Raw genomic sequence first — 24,187 nt, forward strand, 5'->3', positions numbered from 1 at the left:
TCCCGGTGCCTCCAACGCGGGCATCATCCCGGCCGACATCACCAGCGCCGGCCGGATCGGCCTGGTGTCGAAGTCGGGCACGCTGACCTACCAGCTCATGTACGAGCTGCGCGACATCGGGTTCTCCACCGCGGTCGGCATCGGCGGCGACCCGGTCATCGGCACCACCCACATCGATGCCCTGCAGGCCTTCCAGGACGACCCGGGCACCGACGCGATCGTGATGATCGGGGAGATCGGCGGAGACGCCGAGGAGCGTGCCGCCGCCTACATCGAGCAGCACGTGACCAAGCCGGTCGTCGCCTACGTCGCGGGCTTCACCGCCCCCGAGGGCAAGACCATGGGTCACGCGGGCGCGATCGTGTCCGGCTCGGCCGGCACCGCGCAGGGCAAGAAGGAGGCTCTGGAGAAGGTCGGCGTCCGCGTCGGCAAGACCCCGAGCGAGACCGCCCGCCTCATGCGCGAGGTCATGCAGGCCCGCTAGTCCGGCCGAAGGTCGCGCGGGCCCGCCGGCCCGGTGAGGCCACGCGGGCCCGCCGGTCCTGCCGGCGGCCCTACGGGCGTCGGCTCGGCCGGAAGCCCGCGGGACCGCTGTTTCGACCGTCAGAAAGGCGTCCGGCACCCCGCCGGACGCCTTTCCCGTCGTATGGCGCGACACGCGGGGGCGAAGGAGTCTCTTCCGCCCCAAGATCCTGAGACCATCGACTATTGTGACGGCCCTTTTCGATCAGCTCCGGACGGCCCCCCGCAACGTCCTCAGCCGACTCCCCCTGCCTGGCGTCACGGGTGACGACGACGATGTCCGTCGGCCGCTTCCCGTCTCCGGGATGCTCGCCGCCGCCTGGACGCTCGGCGTGGGCCTGGCGGTGCTGACCACACTCACCCTGGTCGGCTGGGTGGCCTCTCCCCGGGGCGCGCTCGGTACCGGCCTGCCGGGAGTGTTCCGCACCGCGGCGCAGCTCTGGCTGGCCGCTCACCACGCGGGGTTCGCCATCCCCGGCGGATCGGTCGGCCTGCTCCCGCTCGGGCTGATGGTGCTCCCGGCGTTCCTGCTCTACCGCGCGGGCATCTGGATGGCCCGCGACGCGGACCTGCGGCTCCGCCTGCCCGCCCGCCTGCCCAAGAACACCCCCAAGGACGTGGCCAACGCCCGTCGCAAGGCCCAGCTGGTGCTGGTCGCCCAGGCCGGCATCTCGCTGGCGGCGCCGTACGCGCTGCTGGCCGGAATGATCGCGTTGGTCACCCGCAACGAGATCACCCAGCCCTTCCTCGCCGAAACGCTGATCAGCCACCTCGTGCTGGCCTTCCTCGCGGGCTCCCTGGCCACCGCCAGGACGATCGGACCGTGGCGCCTGATGCTGCGCCTGCTGCCCGAGCGGCTGCGTTCGGTCGTGGTCGGCTCGTCCGCGGCTCTGGCGATCATGCTCGTGGCGGGCGCCGTCATGGTGCTCGGCGCCCTCGTGGTGAACTTCGGGCAGGTCCGGGAGCTGTCCGGCATCCTGTCGCCCGGTTTTGTCGGCGGCCTGCTGCTCCTGCTGGTCCAGGGTCTCTACCTGCTCAACGCGGTCATCTGGGCGATGGCCTACATCGTCGGCCCCGGCTTCGCCGTCGGCACCGGCACGCTGGTCGCGCCGACGGGGGTGCAGCTCGGCACGGTGCCGAGCCTGCCGATCCTGGGTGCGCTGCCGGAGGCGGGCCCGACCCCGGCCTGGGTGATGGTGGTGATCGCGGTGCCGTTCATCGCCGGGGCCGTGGCGGGCATCCTGGTCGTCCGGATCTCGCCCTCGCCCTCGTACGAGGGCGCGCCGCTGTGGGGGTTCGTCTGCGGACTGGTGACAGGCGCGGCGGCCGGGCTGCTGGCCGCGCTGTCCGGGGGTTCGCTCGGCGGCGCGCGGCTCGCCTCGCTGGGCCCGGAGGCCTGGCAGGTCATGCTCTCGGTGACGCTGGAGGTGGGCGTCGCCGCGGGGATCGCCGCGGGGCTGGCCAACTGGTGGCTGATCTTCCGGGGGCACAACGCGGCCGTCACCAAGGCCGCCGCGAAGGTCGGCACGGCCACCGCGCCGGTCCGTAAGGCGAGCGTCAAGCTCGCCAGGGCCGCCGGGTCGGTGGCCAGCAAGGTCGGGTTCGCCGAGTCGGAGGAGGCCCGCAGCACGCTCCCCGGCCACTGGCTGGACGCCACGGAGTGCGACACCCAGCCGATTCCGGTCATCAGGGACGACTGGCAGGACGAGCACGCCTCGGCGGCGGTGGAGAGCCCGCCGAAGGCCCACCGTCCGGAGCCCCCGCGCCCGCCCCGGCGCGACATCGTCGACGAGTCCGACGACAAGGGCGGCCACGTCATCTACGTGGACCCCTACGCCTGGGACCGCGACTGAGGACGGCCAAGTCGTCGACGAGTCCGGCGACAAGGGCGGTCACGTCATCTACGTGGACCCCTATGCCTGGGACCGCGGCTAAGTCGTCGACGAGTCCGATGACAAGGCGGTCATGTCGTCTACGTGGACGTACGATGGCGTCCTCCCGCGGTTCGGGCGCGTACGGCAGCCCATGACGGAGCCCTATGTGAGCCGGGTACCGCAGCCCGTGCGCGGCCGCCACGCGTCCGGGCTCTTCAGGCTCCGAGGCAGGCGGGTCCCAGCAGCTGCTTGAGATCGCCCACCAGGGACGGGGACGGCGACACGCGGAGGCGGTCGTCGAGGCGTACGACGGTGGTCTTGCTGCCGTTGTGGAGCTGCAGGTGCACCTCGGTGGTGCCGGGGTGGGCGGTGAGCACGTCCTTGAGGCGGCCGATGAGCGGGGGAGTGGCGCGGGTCAGGGCGAGGCTGACCGCCAGGGCGTCTCCGGCCTCACGGCTCAGGTCGGGCGCGGTCACCTCCATGGCGATGATCTTCCCGACGTCTTCGCGCTTGTCCAGGCGGCCCTTGACGAAGACGATGGCGTCCTCGGCGAGCACGGTCGAGCAGAGCTGGTACGCCGAGGGGAAGATCATCACTTCGATGGCGCCCTCCAGGTCCTCCAGCATCGTCAGGACCCAGGTGTCGCCCTTCTTGGTGACCTTGCGCTGGACGCCGCTCAGGATGCCGCCGACGGTGATGATCTGGCCGTCGGGACGGTTCTCCTCCTGGAGCGCGGCGACCGAGCAGTCGGCGCCGGAGGCGAGGAGATGCTCCACGCCGAAGAGCGGGTGGTCGGAGACATAGAGGCCGAGCATCTCGCGCTCGAACTGGAGCAGGGTGCTCTTGTCCCATTCCCCGGCGGGGATCTGCACGTCGAAGGTCTGGTCCTCGGCCCCCTCCATGGCGCCGAACAGGGAGTCCTGGCCCTGAGCCTCGTTCTTCTTGATCCCGATGATGTTGTCGACGGCCTGCTCGTGAACCATCGTCAGGCCCTTGCGCACGTGCCCGAACGAGTCGAAGGCCCCCGCCTTGATCAGCGACTCGATGACCCGCTTGTTGCAGACGACCATGGGGACCTTGTTCAGGAAGTCCTTGAAGTCGGTGAAGCGGGTCTTCTCCTTGCGCGCGGAGATGATGCCGTCGACCACGTTGCCGCCGACGTTGCGGATGGCCGACAGGCCGAAACGGACATCGGTGCCGCGCGGGGTGAAGTCGAAGTCGGAGTCGTTGACGTCCGGGGGAAGCACCTTGATGCCCATGCGCCGGCACTCGTTCAGATAGAGCGCGGACTTGTCCTTGTCGTCCTTGACCGAGGTCAGCAGGGCGGCCATGTACTCGGCGGGGTAGTTGGCCTTGAGGTAGGCGGTCCAGTAGCAGATGAGTCCGTAGGCGGCGGTGTGCGCCTTGTTGAAGGCGTAGTCGGAGAAGGGCAGGAGGATGTCCCAGAGGGACTTGATGGCGGCGGCCGAGTAGCCGTTGTCCTTCATGCCCTGCTCGAAGAACTCGTACTGCTTGTCCAGCTCCGACTTCTTCTTCTTGCCCATCGCGCGGCGCAGCAGGTCCGCTTTGCCGAGGGAGAACCCGGCGACCTTCTGCGCGATGGCCATGACCTGCTCCTGATAGACGATCAGGCCGTGGGTCGTGTCGAGGATCTCCTTGAGCGGTTCCTCCAGCTCGGGGTGGATCGGGGTGATCTCCTGCTGGCCGTTCTTCCGCATCGCGTAGTTGGTGTGGGAGTTGGCACCCATCGGACCCGGCCGGTAGAGCGCGAGCGCCGCCGAGATGTCCTCGAAGTTGTCGGGACGCATCAGGCGCAGCAGCGACCGCATGCCGCCGCCGTCGACCTGGAAGACGCCCAGGGTGTCGCCGCGGGACAGCAGCTCGTAGGCGGTGGCGTCGTCCAGCGGCAGGTCGAGCAGCTCGATGTCGCGGCCGGTGTTCACCTTGATGGCCTTCAGGCAGTCATCGATGATCGTGAGGTTGCGCAGCCCCAGGAAGTCCATCTTGAGCAGGCCGAGGGTCTCGCAGGTCGGATAGTCGAACTGCGTGATGATCACACCGTCGGAGTCGCGGCGCATGATCGGGATGTAGTCGGTCAGCACCTCCGAGGACATGATGACGCCGGCGGCGTGCACGCCGGTCTGCCGGATCAGGCCCTCCAGGCCCCTGCCGAGGTCCATCGCCGACTTGACGTCGACGTCCTCCTCGTACAGCTTGCGCAGCTCACCGGCCTCGTTGAAGCGCGGGTGGTCTCTGTCGAAGATGCCCGACAGCGGGATGTCCTTGCCCATCACCGCGGGCGGGAACGCCTTGGAGACCTTGTCGCCCAGCGCGTACGGATGACCGAGGACGCGAGCCGCGTCCTTGATGGCCGCCTTCGCCTTGATGGTGCCGAAGGTCGCGATCATGGCGACCTTCTCCACGCCGTACTTCTCCGTCACGTAACGGATCACGTCACCGCGCCGACGTTCGTCGAAGTCGATGTCGACGTCGGGCATGGAGACCCGGTCGGGGTTGAGGAACCGTTCGAAGATCAGGCCGTGCGGCAGCGGGTCGAGGTCGGTGATGCCCAGCGCGTACGCCACCAGCGAGCCGGCCGCCGAGCCACGGCCGGGGCCGACCCGGATGCCGTTGGTCTTCGCCCACATGATGAAGTCGGCGACCACGAGGAAGTAGGAGGGGAAACCCATCTGCAGGATGACGTTCATCTCGAACTCGGCCTGCGCGCGGTGCTCGGAGTCGACGCCGTTGGGGAAGCGGCGCTCCATGCCCCGCCAGACCTCCTGGCGGAACCAGCTCTCCTCGCTCTCCCCGTCGGGGATGGGGAAGGTCGGCATCAGGTTCTTGAAGCCGAACATGCCGGTCGGATCGACCTTCTCGGCGACCAGCAGCGTGTTGCGGCAGCCCTCGGCCCACAGGTCCGAGGAGTCCACCGCGCGCATCTCGTCGGCGTCCTTGATGTAGTAGCCGCTGCCGTCGAAGCGGAACCGGTCGGGGTCGGCGAGCTGCTTGCCGGTCTGGATGCACAGGAGCGCGTCGTGGGAGGTCGCGTCCGACTCGTAGGTGTAGTGGGAGTCGTTGGTGACCAGCGGCGGGATGTCCAGCTCGCGGGAGATGCGGGTCAGGCCGTCGCGGACCCGGCGCTCGATGTCGAGCCCGTGGTCCATGATCTCTAGGTAGTAGTTGTCCTTGCCGAAGAGCTCCTGGAACTTCGCCGCCGCCGCGACCGCCTCGTTGTACTGTCCCAGGCGCAGGCGGGTCTGGACCTCGCCCGACGGGCAGCCGGTCGTGGCCATCAGGCCCTCGGAGTGCTCGGCGAGGATCTCGGCGTCCATCCGGGCCCACTTGCGGACGAAGCCCTCGGTGTAGGCGCGCGAGGAGAGCTTCATCAGGTTGCTCAGACCCGTGGCGTTCTTCGCCCAGATCGTCATGTGGGTGTAGTAGCCACCCGCGGAGACGTCGTCGCGCCTCTGGTGCGGCTCGCCCCAGAGGACCGGCTTCTTCTGGTTTCTGGAGGACGGGGCGACATAGGCCTCGATGCCGATGATCGGCTTGATTCCGGCGGCGGTGGCCTGCCGGTAGAAGTCGTAGGCCCCGTGCATGTTGCCGTGGTCGGTGATCGCGATGGCGGGCATGCCCAGATCGCCGACCTGTTTGAACATCTGCTTCAAACGGGCGGCTCCGTCAAGCATGGAGTACTCGGTATGAACGTGCAGATGCACAAACGAGTCGGACACCCAGGCCGTCCTTGGTTGTCACAGGCATACAACGAAGTAACTTCAGACTACGACGAACGCGGCCATGAACGTGCCCCGACCTCATATTCGGCGGGATGTCCAAAGGGTTCGGCCGGCGCGCCCGGTGTCGTTTCGCGGGCGCCCGGTGTCAGAGCGAAACGTCGTTTCGCGGGCGCCCGAAGTCAGGACGAAACGTCATTCCGCGGGCGCCCGGCGTCAGAACGAAACCCGGCTCGCGGAGGGGCTCACGGAGGGAAGGGGAACTGGATGTCGCCGGGCTGGAGGCCCAGCCTGCTCTCCATCGCCTGTTCAAGCTGGTCCACGCACTCGTTCTGGGAGGTGACCGTCCCCGCGCCCCTGCGGCACTCGGTGTAGGAGGCCAGTTCCTTGCTGAAGTAGAACTGCAGGATCGTCACCGACAGGCAGATCAGCAGCGCGATCACCGACAGGATGATGCCCGAGACCGCGATGCCCACGGGCTTGGTCACCGAACGCAGCGCCTTGATCGCCCGGATCGAGGCGATGAGGGCGAAGATCGACATGACGAGTCCCGCCAGGGGGAGCACCAGCGTCATCACCACGGCGGCGAACGCGAGCAGCAGTGCCCGCCGCCCCGCGCCCTCCGCTGGTCGTGCCTGGACGGGTAGTGTCACGTGAGCTCCTTGCATCGCGGGTTCGGACAGGCGGATACCCTGGCAACGGCATGAGTCCCCGTCCGAATGGAGTGCTTCGGTGTCATCTCAGGCCGTTCGGCTTGTGGTCCTCGTGTCCGGTTCTGGAACCAACCTACAGGCCTTGCTGGACGCTGTGGCGGACGAAACCTATGGCGCCCGGATCGTGGCGGTAGGCGCCGATCGCGCCGGTATCGAGGGGCTGGCCCGGGCGGAGCGCGCCGGGATACCGATCTTCGTGGAGAAACTCACCGATCACCCCACCCGGGAGGACTGGGATCGGGAGCTCGCCGCGCGGATCGCGGAGCACAAACCGGATCTCGTGGTCTGCGCGGGTTTCATGAAAATTCTCGGCACGCCGACGTTGAGCTCCTTCCCGGTGCTCAACACCCACCCCGCGCTGCTGCCCTCGTTCCCCGGCGCGCACGGGGTCCGCGACGCGCTCTCGTACGGCGTGCGGATCACCGGCTGCACGGTGATGCTCGCCGACGCCGGGGTCGACACCGGGCCGATCATCGCCCAGGCGTCGGTGCCCGTGCTCGACGGTGACGACGAGGAGACTCTGCACCAGCGCATCAAGGGCGTCGAGCGGAGCCTGCTCGTCGAGACCGTCGGACGGATGGCCCGCGAGGGCTGGACCGTCACCGGCAGGACCGTCCGCCTCGGACGGTCCGGCTAACCTGGGCAGGCCAGTGAGCAGGGACTCAGCGAGCTCAGTGAGCAGGGACGATTCAGCGAACGCGCTGGGCTGTCACCGGAAAACCGGAACCAAACAGGAGGACCACGAAGTGACCCGCATCGCCATCCGGCGCGCGTTGATCGCGGTGTATGACAAGAGCGGGCTGGAGCAGCTGGCCCGCGGGCTCGATGCCGCGAACGTCGAGATCGTCTCCACCGGGGGCACCGCCGCGAAGATCGCCTCCTTCGGCGTTCCCGTCACCCCGGTCGAGTCGCTGACCGGATTCCCCGAGTGCCTCGACGGCCGCGTCAAGACCCTGCACCCGCGGGTGCACGCCGGTCTGCTGGCCGACAGCGGCAACCCGGCCCACGTCAAGCAGCTCGAAGAGCTGGACATCGAACCGTTCGAGCTGGTCGTGGTCAACCTCTACCCGTTCCAGGAGACCGTCGACTCCGGCGCCTCCGCCGACGAGTGCGTGGAGCAGATCGACATCGGCGGTCCCGCGATGATCCGTGCCGCGGCCAAGAACCACGGCACCGCCTCGATCGTGGTGGACCCGCGCTCCTACGACGACGTGCTCGCCGCCGTGGCCGAGGGCGGTTTCACCCTCGCCGAGCGCCGCCGCCTGGCCGCCGTCGCGTATGCCCACACCGCCGCCTACGACACCGCGGTGGCCTCCTGGTTCGCCGACGTCTACGCCGCGGAGGAAGGCGCGTGGCCGTCCTACATGGGCGCCGCGTGGAAGCTCAAGTCACCGCTGCGCTACGGCGAGAACCCGCACCAGGGCGCGGCCCTCTACTCGGGGCAGAAGGACGGCCTGGCCAACGCCGAGCAGCTGCACGGCAAGGAGATGTCCTACAACAACTACCTCGACACCGACGCCGCCTGGCGGGCCGCCTGGGACTTCGCCGAGCCCGCCGTCGCGATCATCAAGCACCAGAACCCCTGCGGCATCGCGGTCGGCGCCGACGTGGCCGACGCGCACCGCAAGGCCCACGCGTGTGACCCGGTCTCCGCGTACGGCGGTGTGATCGCGGTCAACGGAGAGGTGACCGAGGAGCTGGCCCGGCAGATCGCCGAGGTCTTCACCGAGGTCGTGGTGGCCCCCGGCTTCACCGCCGAGGCGCTGGCGGTGCTCACGGGGAAGAAGAACATCCGGCTGCTGGTCTGCCCGAAGGGGCCGGGCAACCTGGCGGAGTCCCGCCGGATCGACGGCGGCCTGCTGGTGCAGACCACCGACCGGGTGAACGCCCCGGGCGACGACCCGTCCGCCTGGGAGCTCAAGGCGGGTTCCGCGGCCTCCGCCGAGGTCCTCGCCGACCTGGCCTTCGCCTGGAAGGCCTGCCGTTCGGTGAAGTCCAACGCGATCCTGCTCGCCGCCGGGGGCGCGAGCGTCGGCGTCGGCATGGGCCAGGTCAACCGGGTCGACTCCGCGCAGCTCGCGGTCTCCCGCGCCGGCGACCGCGCCCAGGGGGCCGCGGCGGCCTCCGACGCGTTCTTCCCGTTCGCGGACGGCCTCAAGATCCTCATCGACGCCGGCGTGAAGGCGGTCGTGGAGCCCGGTGGTTCGATCAGGGACGAAGAAGTGATCGCCGCGGCCGAGACGGCCGGGGTCACCCTTTACTTCACGGGCACCCGCCACTTCTTCCACTGATCTTCACGTGGTGTGCGGCCGCCGTGACGCTTGGGGCGGCCGTACACCGGAGACAGGAAAGTGGCGTATTGGACAGAAAATTTTGGGCGAAAAAGGTTTGACTCGCGGTTAGTGTGAAGCATCCCCTTCCTTCACCTCTATGGAGATCCCTCATGCCCTTGCTCGACACCGCCCTGAACGCTTTTGTGATCATGAACGGCTTCTGGGCCAGTCCCTGGCTGTTGATCATTCTCGCGGTGGGCGGGGCCTACCTCGGCAACCGGGCGATGGACTGGATCCCCTTCACCCGCAGGATCATCGAGCGGAGGGAAGCGGACCGCGGATGATCTCATGGAAGGATTGAATCCATGAGCGCGCAGATTCTGGACGGCAAGGCGACCGCAGCGAAGATCAAGGCAGACCTCACGACCCGAGTGGCCGCGTTGGCGGAGCGGGGCATCGTCCCCGGTCTCGGCACCGTTCTCGTCGGCGACGATCCAGGCAGCCAGATCTACGTGGCGGGAAAGCACCGTGACTGTGCCGAGGTCGGCATCGCCTCCATCCGCAGGGACCTGCCGGCGACGGCCACCCAGGCGGAGGTCGAGGCGGTCATCGACGAGCTCAACGCCTCGGATGAGTGCACCGGTTACATCGTCCAGCTCCCGCTGCCCCGGCACCTCGACACCCTGGCGCTGATCGAGCGGATGGACCCGGCGAAGGACGCCGACGGCCTTCACCCGGTCAACCTGGGACGACTGGTCCACATGATCGACGCGCCGCTGCCGTGCACGCCGCACGGCATCGTCCTGCTCCTGCAGGAGTACGGCGTGCCGATCAAGGGCGCCGAGGTCGTCGTGGTCGGCCGCGGCATCACCGTGGGCCGCTCACTCGGCCTGCTGCTGACCCGCCGTTCCGAGAACGCCACCGTCACCCTGTGCCACACCGGCACCCAGGACCTGGCGGCCCACACCCGGCGCGCGGACATCATCGTCGCGGCGGCGGGTGTGCCTCACCTGATCACCGCTGACATGGTCAAGCCCGGAGCCGCCGTGCTCGACGTCGGCGTCTCCAGGGTCGACGGCAAGATCGCCGGTGATATCGCCCCCGACGTCAGTGACGTCGCGGGTTTCCTCACGCCCAATCCCGGCGGCGTGGGCCCGATGACCCGGGCCCTGCTGCTCACCAATGTGGTCGAGGCCGCCGAGAAGCAGGGCCGGAACCAGGACTAGGACTAGGACGCCCGGCGGTTCGCGGTCGTCGCGGTTGTCGTCGTCGCCTGCCGGGGCTCCGGGGTGCCGGCCGCACGCTGCGGCGGCACCACCGGGGTGGGCCTGACCAGTCCCAGGGCGACGACCTCGTTGGCCAGCCTGGTGCGCCGGTTGGTGCCCTCCGGGATCCGGAACTTCTGGTAGAGGCGCAGGAGGTGCTGCTTGACCGCGGCCTCCGTCACCACCAGATCGTCGGCGATCTCCCGTGCGGTGGCCGGGGCGACGAACGCCTCGTCCGACAGCGCGGGACGGCACAGCGACGTGAGCACATCCACCTCTCGTCGTGTCAGCTCCGGTGCCGCGGCGCGGCGGAGCTCGACTTCGGGGGCGAAGTCCTCACGTGGGACCCCGCCGATCCTGCCTCGCGCGGCACCGAAGGACACGACGTCACCGTCGTCGAGCACCCTCCGGGCGATCGGCCTGCCGTTCACCCGTGTGCCGTTGCGGGACAGGCCCAGATCAACGACATACAGGTAGGGCCCGCGCCGAACGAATTCCGCGTGCAACCGGGACACACTTGGATCGGTGAGCCGGATGTCCACTCCCCGGCCACGCCCGATCGTCGTGATCTCGGGGCGCAACGGGACCACCTCGCCGGTGTCCTCGATGCGTATGAACGGCCCCTCCACGGCAGTTCCTCCCCAGGTAGCCCGCCGTAACTATTCCTACAGCTCCGGCTTACCCAAACGAGGTGATGGGGAATCGCCTTTGCCAGAAGGAGAATCCTTCGTGAAATTGGTCTGGACCTCTCGGAAAGGTTTCCCCTGCTCACAGGTAGACTTCGGACACAGATAAGCGGAGGAAACACTCATGGCGGACAAACCCAAAAAAGGTCTCGCCGATGTCGTAGCCGCGTCCACAGCGCTCAGTGACATCGACGGCCAGGCCGGTCGCCTCTTCTATCGTGGTTACGACATCCACGATCTGGCCGGACGCACCACCTTCGAAGAGACCGCACACCTCTTGCAGTACGGCAGCCTCCCCACGGGGGAGCAGCTGGCCGCCTACGGGACGGAGCTCGTCCGGGGCCGCAAACTCGGCGCGCTCGCCGAGGCCAACATCCCCGAGATCACGGAGAAGCAGGCGCCCATGGAGGCGCTGCGCACGCTGGTCTCGTTGGCCGCCGGCGACGATCCGGACAAGGATTCCAACAGTCCCGAGGCCAACCTGCGCAAGGCCGCCCGGCTGACCGCGCAGCAGCCGATCCTCGTCGCCCGCTATCACGCGGCCAGGACCGGCACCACGATCGCCGAACCCGACCCCGAACTGAGCATCGCGGCGAACTTCCTCCTCCAGATCACCGGCCGTACCCCCGGTGAGCACGAGGTCGGGATCTTCGACGCCTGCCTGGTTCTCCACGCCGACCACACGATGAACGCCTCCACGTTCGCCGCCCGGGTCTGCGCCGCGACCCTGTCCGACATGCACTCGGCCATCGTGGCGGCCATCGGCACCCTCAAGGGCCCGCTCCACGGCGGCGCGAACGAGCAGGTCATGCGCACCCTGGAGTCGCTCGACCCGAGCGCCGTCGCCCAGTCCGTGCGTGACCGGCTCGCCGCGGGCGAGAAGATCATGGGCTTCGGGCACCGGGTCTACAAGACCGAGGACCCGCGTGCCACGCACCTGCGCAAGATGTCGCAGGAACTCGCCGAGGCCTCCGGAGACGACAAGTATTATCGGATGTCCAAGGAGATGGAGGAGGTCGTCTTCGAGACGAAGGGCCTCTATCCGAACGTGGACTTCTATGCCGCGACGGTCTACCACTATCTCGGCATTCCGACCGACCTGTTCACTCCGGTCTTTTCGGTCAGTCGCATGTCAGGATGGACGGCACACGTCATCGAGCAGCACGCCGACAACCGTCTCATCCGTCCGGACAGCGAGTACATCGGCGAGCGGGACCAGAAGTGGAAGCCGATTGCCGAGCGATGAGCCGGTTGCGAGAGCGGAAGATGAACCGGTGAACGTACAAGCGTCGAGAGCAGCCGAAGTCCGTTGGGGACCGTACCCACTGGTAGTGGTGGGTGCGGTCCTCGCCGTGGTCTTCGCCGTGGTGGCCGACGAGCCTGAGTGGGGCGGATTCTCCCTCGGCGCGGTCATAACGCTGGGAGCGCTGGCACGGCTGACCGGGGGCGGGCGGCTCGCCGTACGCCGCAGGCTGACCGATTTCGCCACGCTCGCGCTCCTCGGGATCGCGCTGATGGTGGGCGCGATCCTCCTTCAATATCCATGGCTTATGCCGCGATCGATCGGATGAAAGGGTGGATTGCGAGGCAATCTTGCCCGTCCGATAACCTCAACGGCCAGTGAGCCTCAAAAAGGACGTCTGGCCGGTTGTTAGTTCAGAAGGGGAATTACACGCATGCCCAAGATCAAGGTAGAGGGCCCCGTCGTCGAGCTTGACGGCGACGAGATGACCCGGATCATCTGGCAGTTCATCAAGGACCAGCTGATCCTTCCCTACCTGGACATCGACCTGAAGTACTACGACCTCGGGATCGAGCACCGCGACGCCACCGACGACCAGGTGACGATCGACGCCGCCAATGCGATCAAGCAGTACGGCGTTGGCGTCAAGTGCGCCACGATCACCCCGGATGAGGCGCGGGTCGAGGAGTTCGGCCTCAAGAAGATGTGGAAGTCCCCGAACGGAACCATCCGCAACATCCTCGGCGGCGTCATCTTCCGTGAGCCGATCATCATGTCGAACGTGCCGAGGCTCGTCCCCGGCTGGACCAAGCCGATCATCATCGGCCGTCACGCCTTCGGCGACCAGTACCGCGCCACCGACCTGGTGGTTCCGGGCGAGGGCTCCCTGACCCTCACCTACACCCCCAAGGACGGCTCGGAGCCGGTCCAGCTGGACGTCTACGACTTCCCCGGCCCCGGCATCGCGATGGCGATGTACAACCTGGACGAGTCCATCCGCGACTTCGCCCGCGCCTCCATGCGCTACGGCCTGTCCCGCGGCTACCCGGTCTACCTCTCCACGAAGAACACGATCCTGAAGGCCTACGACGGCCGCTTCAAGGACATCTTCGCCGAGGTCTTCGAGACCGAGTTCAAGGCCGATTTCGAGGCCGCCGGCATCACCTACGAGCACCGTCTGATCGACGACATGGTCGCCGCGGCGCTCAAGTGGGAGGGTGGCTACGTCTGGGCCGCCAAGAACTACGACGGTGACGTCCAGTCCGACACGGTCGCCCAGGGCTTCGGCTCGCTCGGCCTGATGACCTCGGTCCTGCTCACCCCCGACGGCCAGACCGTCGAGGCCGAGGCCGCCCACGGTACGGTGACCCGTCACTACCGCGAGCACCAGAAGGGCAACCCCACCTCCACGAACCCGATCGCCTCGATCTTCGCGTGGACCCGTGGCCTCCAGCACCGGGGCAAGCTCGACAACACCCCCGCGGTGGTCGACTTCGCCGAGAAGCTGGAGCAGGTCTGCATCGAGACCGTCGAGGGCGGTCAGATGACCAAGGACCTCGCGCTTCTCGTCGGCAGCGACGCCAAGTGGCTGACCACCCAGGACTTCCTTTCGGCCCTGGACGAGAACCTGAAGAAGAAGATGGCCTGACTCACCGCCGGTGAGAAGCCTGTGAAAGGGCCGCCCGATGGGCGGCCCTTTTCGTTTCTCCGCGTACGACGGCCCGCGTTGCCGATGTACGGACGGCCCGCCTTGACAACGTGTGGACGACCAGTGTTGTCAAGGGGTTCTGTCAACCGCAGGTCTGGGCTTCCACATCGCTCCGCCGCCGCGTCATGTCCGGCCGCGTCGTGACGGTGTCGCGGCCGTGTCGCGATCCCGCGGCGTGGGTCCGCCGGGCCGGGGCCGTGCCGCGGCCCCGCGAAACCCCGGCCCGCCGCGGTCGGGTCACAGGGCCGTTCCGGCGCCGAGCACGATCGGGTCGTTGTCGGGAAGGCCGGCCACGCGATGCGTCTGCCCGGTGACCGCGTTCACCCGGAAGAAGCCGAGAAGGTCGCTGCCTGTCTTGTCCGTCATCTTGACGACCACCTCGCGGTTGTTCAGCCAGCTCACGACCTCGGCCATGGTGGGCTCGCCCGGGGAGGGGAGCGGGAGGCGCTTGATGACCTTTCGCGACGCGGTGTTGATGATGTGGAGGCTCTGGGACTTTCCGGGTGAGGTCTTCTCGGTTCCGACCGCGGCGGAGAATCTGCCGCTGGGTGCGTCCTTCCAGACGGGATACTGCCGGCGGAGCCAGTCTGACGTCTTCTCCGCCGCCGACACCTGCGCGGCGGGCAACGGAGTCAGGGCCCCTGTCAGGAAGTCGGTCCTCAGCTGCCGCCTGCCGAGCGTGACGGTGAAGTGGCGGCCGTCCGCGGAGACGCTCACCAGCGTGCCGTTCTCCGTGTCGGCGGGGACGAGCACCGGCGACAGGTATCGCTTCATGCCGCTTCGCAGGTCGTAGGCGACATACCGGCGCTCCGCCGCGCTGAGGTAGGCGATGCGGCGGCCGTCGAGGCTGATGGTGGGATCCAGCTGAGGGTCGTCTCCGGCGGCGCCGTTCGCGAGCTGCTGCGCGGCGTCGGGAACGTTCACGGTCGACTCGCAGCGGTCCTGGCCCTCGCACGCCTTCGCGTCGGGTGAGGAGTCGTCCGCGTCTCCGCTGGAGATCAGGTTCAGCGTCCAGCCCGCACAGGTGATCTCTACGGCCGCCGCCGTGGCCGAGTCGTCGACCGCCGGGAGGACCTCGCCGGGACACCGCCCGGGGACCGCGTAGCGGATCACAGCGGAGGTTTTCGGGGCCCGCCACGGCTGGGGGCCGGCAGCCTCCGTCGGGGCGGGGAGCACCTGCATGGTCTCCGGGTCCCTCGTCGAGAGCGGGTGGTTCTGCTCGCCCAGGGCGGAGTTCCACCACACCTCTCCCGACTGGAACAGGATGAATCCCGCGATGAGGCTGATCGGGACGAGGGCGGCGGCCGTGGTGAGGAGGGCTCCCCGGTTGCGGCGACGCCTGAGCGTGCGCATGGCCCGGGCGGTGAGGTCGGGGACCGAGGCCTCGCCCGCGGCCGTGGCCAGCCTCGCGACCAGACGGCCCTCGTTGCCCTTGGTGAGCGTGGACACCGCCTCGGTGATCTCCGCTTCCACGGTCGCCAGGGGCAGGCTGAGCAGGGTGGCCATCTCACCGCGGGATCTGCCGTCGTGGAGGCAGGCGACGACGAGGACCCGTTGCCGGGGCGGGAGCCGTACCAGGGCCGTGCTGCCCGCGGAGCTCGGTCGCTGCAGGAAACGGCGGTAGAGCGCGATCTGGGCGTGCGTGGTGGGGTTCTCCCACAGCGGCGGGGGCCAGTTGAGGCCGACGGTGTGGAAGGCACGCAGGGCGAGACGGATGGCCTGCTCGTGGCTGCCGGTGAGGAGGAGGGCGAGGCCGACGAGGGAACGCTGATCGCGCTGGACGAACTCGCGATAACCGATATATCGGCGCATGAGGGTTTTTGCTCCGGCTTGCCTGAGGGGACGGTCAACGGTAGCGATCTAAGCGGTTGGAGCGCCAGATTGGGGTGATTGTCGGAAATTAGGTAGGCGGGTGTGCCCGTGTGCTTCGTGGCGGGAGAGCTGGGCGATGGGGCGCGGACTGTGGGAAATGTGGGGTCACGTCGGGATAACACAGCGAGTGGGCAAGCTGCGACACCGTAAAGTTTGGCTTGTCGGACATTACGAGATCGTGGGGACGATGATGCCGGATATCGCGCCGCTGGAAGCGGGGGAGCCGCGCCAGGTGGGGCCGTTCCGCGTCGTCGGGCGGATTGGCGAGGGTGGCCAAGGGGTCGTCTACCTGGGGATGAACGAGTCGGGAGAGCGTGCGGCGATCAAATTGCTGCACGTGAAGTTCTCCGGCGACGCGATCGCCAGATCACGGTTCGCCAGGGAGGCGAGGGCGGCGCAGCGGGTCGCCTCGTTCTGCACGGCGGGCGTGATGGACGTCGACCTCGAAGGCGACACCCCCTACATCGCCAGCGAATACATCGACGGCAGGTCGCTGCGCCAGGTCGTGGAGGACGACGGCCCGATCAAGGGCAACGCGCTGCAGCGGCTGGCGATCGGCACGGCCACCGCGCTCACCGCGATCCACCACGCCTCGATCGTGCACCGCGACTTCAAGCCGGACAACGTGCTCATCGCCGCCGACGGCCCCCGCGTGGTCGACTTCGGCATCGCCCGCATCATCGACTCCACCGGCACGATCACCAGCCGGGCCATCGGCACCCCGGCCTACATGGCGCCCGAGCAGATCTCCGGCTCCGACGTCGGCCCGTACACCGACGTGTTCGCCTGGGGCGCGACCATCGTGTTCGCCGCGACGGGGGAGACGGCCTTCGCGGGCACCTCGATCGCAGTCGTGCTGAACCGCATCCTCAACCACGAGGTGGACCTCGGCGTCATGCCGGAGCCGCTGCGCGGCGTGGTCCGCTCCGCGCTGTCCAAGTCGCCCGCCGTCCGGCCCTCGGCCGACCAGATCCTGCTCCGGATGCTCGGCCACCCCGAGACCGTGAACGCGTCACCCATGATCCTCAACCAGGGCGCGCAGGTCGCCGGCCCGGACCAGGACGACGCCACCAGCCCGATGCGGATCCCGAGCATCAGAACGGGCATCCCCATCCCGGGGACCAGGCCGGGCAGCTCCGTCCCTTCCGTCCCTGGCGATCCGGCCCTCCCGGTCACGGGCTTCCAGGCGCGGCACCCCGGCTACGACGCACCCGTCCAGGACGACCGCCGGGAGCCGCCCCACGGCGAGCGTCCGTCGTCCCCCGGGTACGGCGAGCGTCCGTCGTCTCCCGGCCATCCATCGCCTCCCGGGTACGGCGAGCGTCCGTCGTCTCCCGGACAGGGGGAGCGGCGTCCTCCGTCCCCGGGGTACGACGAGCGTCCGTCACCCACGCTCCATTCGCCTTCCGGATACGGCGAGCGTCCGTCGTCCCCCGGGGAGCGGCCGCTTCCGTTTCCGGAGTACGGCGAGCGTCTCTCGTCCCCGGGCCGTTCGTCGTCTTCCGGGTACGGCGAGCGTCCGTCGTCGCCGGGCTACGGTGAGCGTCCCTCGGCTCCCGGGTACGGCGAGCGCCCGACGGACGTTCCGCCCCCGAGCTGGCAGTCGCTCGACACGACCCGGGTCGGGGGTCCTGGCCCGGGTCCGGACCCGTCCACACGCTCCCGCAGGGGCCGCTGGATCGCCGCGGCCGCGGCGGTGGCCGTCCTGCTGATCGGGGGAGTCGCCGCCGTCGCCGCCACGGCCGGGTGGCCGCCGTTCGGCGCCGAGGCCCAGCCCACGGAAAAGCCCGACCCGGCGGCGTTCACCTCCGTGGTGGACAAGGCGGCCAAGACCGGCAAGCTCACCATCGGCGTGCGTGACTTACTGCCCGGCATCGCGCTGAAGAACAACAACGGCGACTGGAAGGGGTTCGAGGTCGACCTCGCCCTCGAGATCGCCCAGGCGCTGGGGGTGCCCCGGGACGGCGTGACCTTCCGGGCGACCAGCAGGGAGGAGCGGCCGAAGCTGCTGTCGAGCGGTGACCTCGACCTGGTCCTCGCGACGTACCCGATCAACGACAAGGACGACGTCACCTTCGCCGGACCGTACTACCTCGCCCACGTCGACGTCCTCGTCAAGGACGGCTCGCCGATCGCGACCGTGAAGGACCTGGAGGGCGGCCGCATGTGCCAACCGGCCTTCAGCCCCTCGGTGGCCGTCCTGCAGAGCGCGGTGGACCGTCTCACCCTGGTCCCCGTCCAGAACTACGCCGACTGCATGACCAAGCTGCTGAACGGCGAGGTCGACGCGGTTCCCGGGGACGACCTGCTGCTGGCCGGTTTCGCCGACCGGGAGACCGTTCGCTACAAGGTGCTCGGCCTGAAGCTCACCGACGAACGCTACGCGGTGGCCCTCAAGAAGGGCGACGAGCGCACCTGCAAGGCCGTGCAGGGGGCGATCGTCGCGCTCTACAAGGACGGCACGATCGAGAGGCTGCTCACCGAGCATTTCTCCAAGGTCGAGTTCGCCACCCGCGAGGACAGCCTCCCCGCCATGGCCGCCTGCGCCTAGCGCCGCGCTCTTTCCCGCCCCGGCCGTCTGCGCCTGGAGCCACTTCTCGCCTTGATCGTCTGTGCCTGGACCCGCGTTCCTGCCCGCCTCGGCCGGGGCCGTGTTTCTTCCCCGGGGTGGTGTTCCTGCCGCGCTACTTCCAGGAGGCCATGGGGCTCACCGCCACCCAATCGGGCCTGCGCATCTACCCGCTCATGCTCGGCATGGTGGCCGGCAGCGTGATCGCCGGTGCCCTCATCTCCAGAACCCAGCGCTACCAGAATGCGGGCCAGTGCTCCGGCCTTCAGGCCTAGGGCGAAGACTCGCACGAAAAGACCCCCTGAGGGCTTGAGCATGCGCTAAGCCGAGCGGTTTTGCTGATCGATGTACTGGCGCAGGACGCTGAGTGGTGCGCCGTCCACCGACCCGGCGAAGTAGGAGACCGACCACAACTTGGTCGCCCGGTAATAGTGATGGGCCAGCTCGGGAAACTCCTGGCGCATCCTGCGAGAGGAGACGCCCTTCAACGAGTTGACGAGTTTGGACAGGGCGATCTTGGGTGGGAAGTTCACCAGCAGGTGGACGTGATTGCTCTCGCCGTTGAACTCGGCCAGCTCGGTCTCGAAGTCGGCGCACACGTCCCGCATGATCTCCTCCATCCGGCTCAGATGAGTGTCGGCGAACACCTCGTGCCGGAACTTGGTCACGAAGACCAAATGTGCATGCAAGGCGAAAACACAGTGTCTGCCAGTCCTGATGTCTTCATATTCGGCCATAGACCAATGATAAGATCGGCGGGTGCGGCTTCGTTATAACTACCGGGTGTATCCCGACGCCGACCAGCGGGCCGCGCTGGCACGAGCGTTCGGGTGCGCCCGCGTGGTGTTCAACGACGCCCTGCGCCTGCGCACCGACGCCCACATAGAGGGTCTGCCGCACATCTCCGATGGGGGCCTGTCCAAGCGGATCATCACTCAGGCCAAGCAGACGCCGGAGCGGGCGTGGCTGGGCGAGGTCTCAGCCGTGATCCTTCAGCAGGCTCTCGCGGACCTGAACACCGCCTACCGCAACTTCTTCGCCTCCCTGACCGGCAGGCGCAAGGGCCGTAAGGTCGCCCCGCCCCGGTTCCGGTCGCGCAAGGACTCCCGGCAGGCGGTCCGGTTCACGAAGAACGCCCGGTTCAAGGTCACCGAGTCGGGCCGCCTGTGGTTGCCGAAGATCGGGGACGTGCCGGTGCGCTGGTCGCGCCCGCTGCCGTCCGATCCGTCATCGGTGACGGTGATCAGAGATGCGGCGGGCCGGTACTTCGCGTCGTTCGTGGTCGAAACCTCCGACCGGCCGCTGCCTGAGGTGGCCGCCGAGATCGGCATCGACCTGGGGCTGACGCACTTCGCGGTGATGTCGGACGGGGAGAAGGTGGACAACCCGCGCATCCTGCGCCGGGCAGCGAAGAAGCTCCGCAGAGCGCAGAAAGCGCTGAGCCGCAAGGAGAAGGGCTCGGCGAACCGGGCCAAGGCCAAGGTGAAGGTCGCCAAAGCGTACGCCAAAGTGGCCGACACGCGCCGCGACTGGGCACACAAGCTCTCCACCACGTTGATCCGCGACAACCAAGCGGTGTACGTGGAAGACCTTGCGGTGTCCGGCCTGGCTCGCACACGCTTGGCGAAGAGCATCCATGACGCGGGCTGGTCGCAGTTCGTCGCCATGCTGGAGTACAAGGCGGCTCGGTACGGCCGCCACTTCGGCAAGATCGACCGCTGGTTCCCGTCGTCGAAGCTGTGCTCGGCGTGCGGCACCATCGCCGAGTCGATGCCGCTCACCATCCGGGAGTGGACCTGCCCGTGCGGGGCGGCCCACGACCGGGACATCAACGCAGCGATCAACATCCTCGCCGCCGGGCAGGCGGAGAGACTAAACGACTGTGGAGCGCAGGTAAGACCGGGACGTGTTCCGGCACCGCGCGAAGAAGCAGTAACCCACCCGGAGCCGCACACGCGGCAGACGGGAACCTCCGTCCTTTAGGGCGGAGTGGATGTCAAAAGCCGTGGCTGGTCGCGGGACCGTTCCTCATCGCGGTCGGGGCGCTGCTCTGCGCCGGGCTCACGGCCGAGACCCCGACCCTGGTCCTGGCGGGGTGGATGGCGCTCATCGGCCTCGGCATGGGACCGATGCTGTCCGGCCTGACCGTGGCGATCCAATACTCGGTCCCGCCCCGGTTCATCGGCACCGCCAGCGCGAACCTGACCTTCTTCCGGCAGGTCGGCGGCTCGGTCGCCCTGGCCGTCGCCGGGACGGTCTACGCCTTGGTGATCAGGGAGGAGGCGCCCGTCCACGGGTTGGGCGCCGCCCACGCCGCCGCCACCGCGACCGTCGTCCCCTGGCTCGCCGTCGGCGGGGCGCTCATCGCGCTCGCCGCGCTGGCCCTGCTGCCCGGAGGGCGCATCAGGGCACTCGCCGGACGGCGGTCCGGCGTGGACGGGTAACATCCGAGCGTCACAATTCATCCTTCGAGTGGGGGAAGGTCATGGCCCAGAGTCCCGTAAAGGTCACCGTCACCGGCGCCGCCGGCCAGATCGGCTACGCGCTGCTGTTCCGTATCGCCTCGGGCCAGTTGCTGGGCGCCGACGTCCCGGTCAAGCTGAGCCTGCTGGAGATCCCGCAGGCGGTCAAGGCTGCCGAGGGCACCGCGATGGAGCTCGACGACTGCGCGTTCCCGCTGCTGAGCGGCATCGAGGTCACCGCCGACCCGAACGTCGCGTTCGACGGCACCAACGTCGCCCTGCTGGTCGGCGCCCGCCCCCGTACGGCGGGCATGGAGCGCGGCGACCTGCTCCAGGCCAACGGCGGCATCTTCGGCCCTCAGGGCAAGGCCATCAACGACCACGCCGCCGATGACATCCGCGTGCTGGTCGTGGGCAACCCGGCGAACACCAACTCGCTCATCGCCCAGCAGCACGCCCCGGACGTCCCGGCCGAGCGTTTCACCGCGATGACCCGCCTGGACCACAACCGTGCGCTGTCCCAGCTCGCCGCCAAGCTCCAGGTCCCGGTCACCGAGATCAAGAAGATGACCATCTGGGGCAACCACTCCGCCACCCAGTACCCCGACCTGTTCCACGCCGAGGTCGGTGGCAAGATCGCCGCCGAGCTGGTGGACGAGGCCTGGCTGCGCGACACCTTCATCCCCACCGTCGCCAAGCGCGGCGCCGCGATCATCGAGGCCCGGGGCGCGTCCTCGGCCGCCTCCGCCGCCAACGCGGCGATCGACCACGTCTTCGACTGGGTCAACGGCACCGAGTGGACCTCCGCCGCGATCCCGTCCGACGGTTCGTACGGCGTGCCGGAGGGGATCATCTCCTCCTTCCCCGTCGCCTCGCGCAACGGCAAATGGGAGATCATCCAGGGTCTGGAGATCAACGCCTTCTCCCGTGAGCGCATCGACGCCTCGGCGCGTGAGCTCGAGGAGGAGCGCGCCGCCGTTCGCGAGCTCGGCCTCATCTGAGCCGCTGAGAAGGGGCCCCGGCAGACGCGGGTTCCGGGAACCGTCGCGACACCTGATCCATTCGGGGGTCGCGGGGTTCACGGTCCGCGAGAGCCGGGGCCCTTCCGCGTCCACGGGGCAGGGGTGAAACGCCGTTCGACACCCGCCGCCGGCGGGGACGCGCGGACGGCGGAACGAACTGGCGGCGTGTCGATCACCGCGCGGGAGGACGACTCGGCGTTCAATGATCACTGATGGTCGAGGGGGCCGGTGTTCAGGGATCATGGTGCTGGTACGGATCGTCGCCGGTGTGGTCGGTCTTGTCCTCGCGGGAGTGCCGGGGGCGGCACCGGCGAGGCCAGGGGAGACGAACAGGAGCGGGGCCGACCTGTCGGTACGGCTGACGGTCTCGCCGAAGCTCGCACAACCGGGTAAGCCGCTGACCTATCGGGCCGACGTGAGCAACGCGGGGCCCGAGGACGCCGTGCTGCCCGTGCTCGTCGTCCGGTTGCCCGCGGAGGTGCAGATCCTCGGCGTCGACGTCGCAGAGTGCCTGCCCGGCAGCACGGCCGGCGAGGTGGTCTGCGCCTCACCGCAGGACGTCATGGCCGGGGGCACCGGTGGGGTGACGATCAGCGGCATGGTCCGCCCGGCCGCGCGCGGCCCGCTCACGGCGACCGCGACGCTCTCCTCCGAGGTCGTGGACGAGAACGCGGCGAACGACTCCGCTCAGACGCTGACCTCGGTGGACGAGGGCACGGACCTGGCGGTCAAACTGTCGCGCAAGGTGCTTGCCGACCGGCTGGTCACGGTGGGCGCCGTGGTCCGCAACCGCGGGCCCCAGGTCGTCCGCGACGCCACGGTCTTCTTCGACACGGGGAAGGCGCGTTTCCTGACGGCGCACGGGGCACGGTGCAATCCGTACCCCGGCTCCGTCGGCTGCGAGCTGCCCGCGGTCGGCTCAGGCGGGCGGGTGAGTCTCCGGCTCGCCTTCCACGCACGCGGGACCGGCCCGCAGGCCCAGGCGACCGTCTACTCCACCCGCCTGGGCGACCGCCGCCCCGCCAACAACATGGCCAGCATCGACCTGGTCCCGGCCGCACGGCCGTGTCCCACAGAACACGGCCGGCCTCGATCCGAGATGGATCCTGCTCCGGCCGCACGGCCGTGTTCCACGCGACACGGCCGCGTCAATCCGGGACGGACCCGGCCCCGGCCGCACGGACCAGACGCCCGTCCTCACGCGTGACACGGCCGGTGGGTGACGACGTGGGCGGCGGGCGGCTTGACGCGAGGCGCGGTCAGCGAGGCAGAACGCTCCAGGCGTCGGCGACGACCTCCCGGACGGACGGGTGCTCCGGCTTCCACCCGAGCTCGCTCTGGATCTTCTCGGACGAGGCCACCAGCACCGCCGGATCTCCGGGGCGACGCTCCCGCACGACCGCCGGAATCTCGTGCCCGGTCACCTCGCGGCAGACCGACAGGACCTCCTGAACCGAGAAGCCGGTGCCGTTTCCCAGGTTGTAGATCTTGTGTTCGCCCGGTGAGCAGGCCTCCATCGCCAGCAGGTGCGCCCTGGCCAGGTCGGCCACGTGGATGTAGTCGCGCACGCACGTGCCGTCGGGGGTGGGGTAGTCGGTGCCGAACACGCTGAGCGCGTCGCGCCCGCCGAGCGCGACGGCGAGGACGTTGGGGATCAGGTGGGTCTCCACCGCGTGACGCTCGCGGTAGACCTGTCCGTCTTTCGCGGTGTACGCGCCGCCCACGTTGAAGTAGCGCAGGCTCACCGCGGCCAGGCCGTACAGCCCGGCGAACGTGGTCAGCGCGGTATCGACCGCGAGCTTGGACGCGCCGTAGGGATTGGTCGGCCGGGTCGGGTCGGTCTCCAGGACCGGGGAGCGCTCCGGCTCGCCGTACGTGGCGGCGGTGGAGGAGAAGACGATCCGCCCGACCCCGGCGGTCCGCATGGCGTCGAGCAGGGCCAGGGTGCCGCCGAGGTTGTGCGCCCAGTAGAGGCCGGGTTTCTCCACCGACTCGCCGACCAGGGACTTCGCCGCGAAGTGCAGCACGCCGTCCATTCCGGGCAGTACGCCGAGGGCATCGGTGATCGATCCCTCGACGAAGCGAGCGCCCGGAGGTACAGCGTCGGCATGGCCTGTGGAGAGATCGTCCAGCACGGTGACCTGATGACCGGCCTCGACGAGTTGCGCCGCCACGACGCTGCCTATGTATCCGGCACCTCCGGTGACCAGCAGCTTCACGGAGCCTCCTGTTTGATGTTGT

The 24,187-nt window shown here is 68.7% G+C and carries 20 protein-coding genes and 1 pseudogene; 15 read left to right on the top strand and 6 right to left on the bottom strand.

Annotation, left to right across the window (positions count from 1 at the left end; translation table 11 throughout):
- Positions 1 to 484, top strand: a pseudogene (locus tag CHC08_RS34015) (succinate--CoA ligase subunit alpha); the annotation flags it as partial.
- A gap of 226 nt (positions 485 to 710) precedes the next feature.
- Positions 711 to 2,375: a cell division protein PerM gene (locus CHC08_RS34020; protein ID WP_089211489.1), complete on the top strand. Its 1,665-nt coding sequence runs from the start codon at positions 711 to 713 to the stop codon at positions 2,373 to 2,375.
- A gap of 236 nt (positions 2,376 to 2,611) precedes the next feature.
- Here CHC08_RS34020 and dnaE read toward each other — a convergent pair whose 3' ends face one another.
- Both dnaE and CHC08_RS34030 read right to left on the bottom strand, forming a co-directional pair.
- Positions 2,612 to 6,133: a DNA polymerase III subunit alpha gene (dnaE, locus tag CHC08_RS34025; protein ID WP_089211490.1), complete on the bottom strand. Its 3,522-nt coding sequence runs from the start codon at positions 6,131 to 6,133 to the stop codon at positions 2,612 to 2,614.
- A 245-nt stretch (positions 6,134 to 6,378) separates the two neighbouring features.
- The gene (locus CHC08_RS34030) at positions 6,379 to 6,786 is read right to left on the bottom strand and encodes a hypothetical protein (protein ID WP_089211491.1); all 408 of its coding nucleotides are present in this window, start codon (positions 6,784 to 6,786) and stop codon (positions 6,379 to 6,381) included.
- A gap of 79 nt (positions 6,787 to 6,865) precedes the next feature.
- On the opposite strand from CHC08_RS34030, the gene purN reads away from it, so the two are divergent.
- From purN to CHC08_RS34045, 4 genes are all read left to right on the top strand, one after another.
- Complete coding sequence (purN, locus tag CHC08_RS34035; RefSeq protein WP_089211492.1) at positions 6,866 to 7,483, top strand: phosphoribosylglycinamide formyltransferase; 618 nt, start codon at positions 6,866 to 6,868, stop codon at positions 7,481 to 7,483.
- Positions 7,484 to 7,592: 109 nt separating this feature from the next.
- Entirely contained in the window at positions 7,593 to 9,137 is a 1,545-nt protein-coding gene (purH, locus tag CHC08_RS34040) for a bifunctional phosphoribosylaminoimidazolecarboxamide formyltransferase/IMP cyclohydrolase (protein WP_179282365.1), read from the top strand.
- A 152-nt stretch (positions 9,138 to 9,289) separates the two neighbouring features.
- The gene (locus CHC08_RS49935; RefSeq protein ID WP_179282366.1) at positions 9,290 to 9,463 is read left to right on the top strand and encodes a hypothetical protein; all 174 of its coding nucleotides are present in this window, start codon (positions 9,290 to 9,292) and stop codon (positions 9,461 to 9,463) included.
- Between the two features lie 21 nt (positions 9,464 to 9,484).
- Positions 9,485 to 10,345: a bifunctional methylenetetrahydrofolate dehydrogenase/methenyltetrahydrofolate cyclohydrolase gene (locus CHC08_RS34045; protein ID WP_089211493.1), complete on the top strand. Its 861-nt coding sequence runs from the start codon at positions 9,485 to 9,487 to the stop codon at positions 10,343 to 10,345.
- Between the two features lie 2 nt (positions 10,346 to 10,347).
- Here the strand turns inward: CHC08_RS34045 and CHC08_RS34050 are convergent, their stop codons facing one another.
- Positions 10,348 to 11,013, bottom strand: coding sequence for an FHA domain-containing protein (locus tag CHC08_RS34050; protein WP_143653442.1), 666 nt, complete (start codon positions 11,011 to 11,013; stop codon positions 10,348 to 10,350).
- A 181-nt stretch (positions 11,014 to 11,194) separates the two neighbouring features.
- Here CHC08_RS34050 and CHC08_RS34055 point away from each other — a divergent pair, with 181 nt between their 5' ends.
- The 3 genes from CHC08_RS34055 (at position 11,195) to CHC08_RS34065 (ending at position 13,961) form a co-directional block, all read left to right on the top strand.
- Positions 11,195 to 12,316 carry a citrate/2-methylcitrate synthase gene (locus CHC08_RS34055; RefSeq protein ID WP_089211494.1) on the top strand — a complete coding sequence of 374 codons (1,122 nt, stop codon included), beginning with the start codon at positions 11,195 to 11,197 and terminating at the stop codon, positions 12,314 to 12,316.
- 85 nt (positions 12,317 to 12,401) lie between these two features.
- Positions 12,402 to 12,641 (top strand): DUF3017 domain-containing protein, encoded by a 240-nt coding sequence (locus CHC08_RS34060; protein WP_179282367.1) that lies wholly within the window; start codon positions 12,402 to 12,404, stop codon positions 12,639 to 12,641.
- A 105-nt stretch (positions 12,642 to 12,746) separates the two neighbouring features.
- Entirely contained in the window at positions 12,747 to 13,961 is a 1,215-nt protein-coding gene (locus tag CHC08_RS34065; RefSeq protein ID WP_089211496.1) for an NADP-dependent isocitrate dehydrogenase, read from the top strand.
- 297 nt (positions 13,962 to 14,258) lie between these two features.
- On the opposite strand, the gene CHC08_RS34070 is transcribed toward CHC08_RS34065, so the two are convergent.
- The gene (locus tag CHC08_RS34070; protein ID WP_089211497.1) at positions 14,259 to 15,833 is read right to left on the bottom strand and encodes a hypothetical protein; all 1,575 of its coding nucleotides are present in this window, start codon (positions 15,831 to 15,833) and stop codon (positions 14,259 to 14,261) included.
- Positions 15,834 to 16,080: 247 nt separating this feature from the next.
- Here CHC08_RS34070 and CHC08_RS34075 point away from each other — a divergent pair, with 247 nt between their 5' ends.
- Both CHC08_RS34075 and CHC08_RS48675 read left to right on the top strand, forming a co-directional pair.
- Complete coding sequence (locus CHC08_RS34075) at positions 16,081 to 18,444, top strand: protein kinase domain-containing protein (protein ID WP_179282368.1); 2,364 nt, start codon at positions 16,081 to 16,083, stop codon at positions 18,442 to 18,444.
- A gap of 116 nt (positions 18,445 to 18,560) precedes the next feature.
- Positions 18,561 to 18,737, top strand: coding sequence for a hypothetical protein (locus tag CHC08_RS48675; protein ID WP_179282369.1), 177 nt, complete (start codon positions 18,561 to 18,563; stop codon positions 18,735 to 18,737).
- A 45-nt stretch (positions 18,738 to 18,782) separates the two neighbouring features.
- Here CHC08_RS48675 and tnpA read toward each other — a convergent pair whose 3' ends face one another.
- Positions 18,783 to 19,199 (bottom strand): IS200/IS605 family transposase, encoded by a 417-nt coding sequence (gene tnpA / locus CHC08_RS34080; RefSeq protein ID WP_089211499.1) that lies wholly within the window; start codon positions 19,197 to 19,199, stop codon positions 18,783 to 18,785.
- A 22-nt stretch (positions 19,200 to 19,221) separates the two neighbouring features.
- Here tnpA and CHC08_RS34085 point away from each other — a divergent pair, with 22 nt between their 5' ends.
- The 4 genes from CHC08_RS34085 (at position 19,222) to CHC08_RS34100 (ending at position 23,153) form a co-directional block, all read left to right on the top strand.
- Positions 19,222 to 20,445, top strand: coding sequence for an RNA-guided endonuclease InsQ/TnpB family protein (locus CHC08_RS34085; protein ID WP_089211500.1), 1,224 nt, complete (start codon positions 19,222 to 19,224; stop codon positions 20,443 to 20,445).
- Between the two features lie 116 nt (positions 20,446 to 20,561).
- Positions 20,562 to 20,906: a hypothetical protein gene (locus tag CHC08_RS34090; RefSeq protein WP_179282370.1), complete on the top strand. Its 345-nt coding sequence runs from the start codon at positions 20,562 to 20,564 to the stop codon at positions 20,904 to 20,906.
- Positions 20,907 to 20,947: 41 nt separating this feature from the next.
- Positions 20,948 to 21,925, top strand: a complete 978-nt coding sequence (locus CHC08_RS34095; RefSeq protein WP_089211501.1) for a malate dehydrogenase — start codon at positions 20,948 to 20,950, stop codon at positions 21,923 to 21,925.
- Between the two features lie 262 nt (positions 21,926 to 22,187).
- Positions 22,188 to 23,153 (top strand): DUF11 domain-containing protein, encoded by a 966-nt coding sequence (locus CHC08_RS34100; RefSeq protein WP_089211502.1) that lies wholly within the window; start codon positions 22,188 to 22,190, stop codon positions 23,151 to 23,153.
- Positions 23,154 to 23,205: 52 nt separating this feature from the next.
- Here CHC08_RS34100 and galE read toward each other — a convergent pair whose 3' ends face one another.
- Positions 23,206 to 24,165 (bottom strand): UDP-glucose 4-epimerase GalE, encoded by a 960-nt coding sequence (gene galE, locus CHC08_RS34105; protein WP_089211503.1) that lies wholly within the window; start codon positions 24,163 to 24,165, stop codon positions 23,206 to 23,208.
- Positions 24,166 to 24,187: the final 22 nt, after the last annotated feature.

Source organism: Streptosporangium subroseum (assembly GCF_900188345.1).
In the GTDB taxonomy this organism is placed as follows: Bacteria; Actinomycetota; Actinomycetes; order Streptosporangiales; family Streptosporangiaceae; genus Streptosporangium; species Streptosporangium subroseum.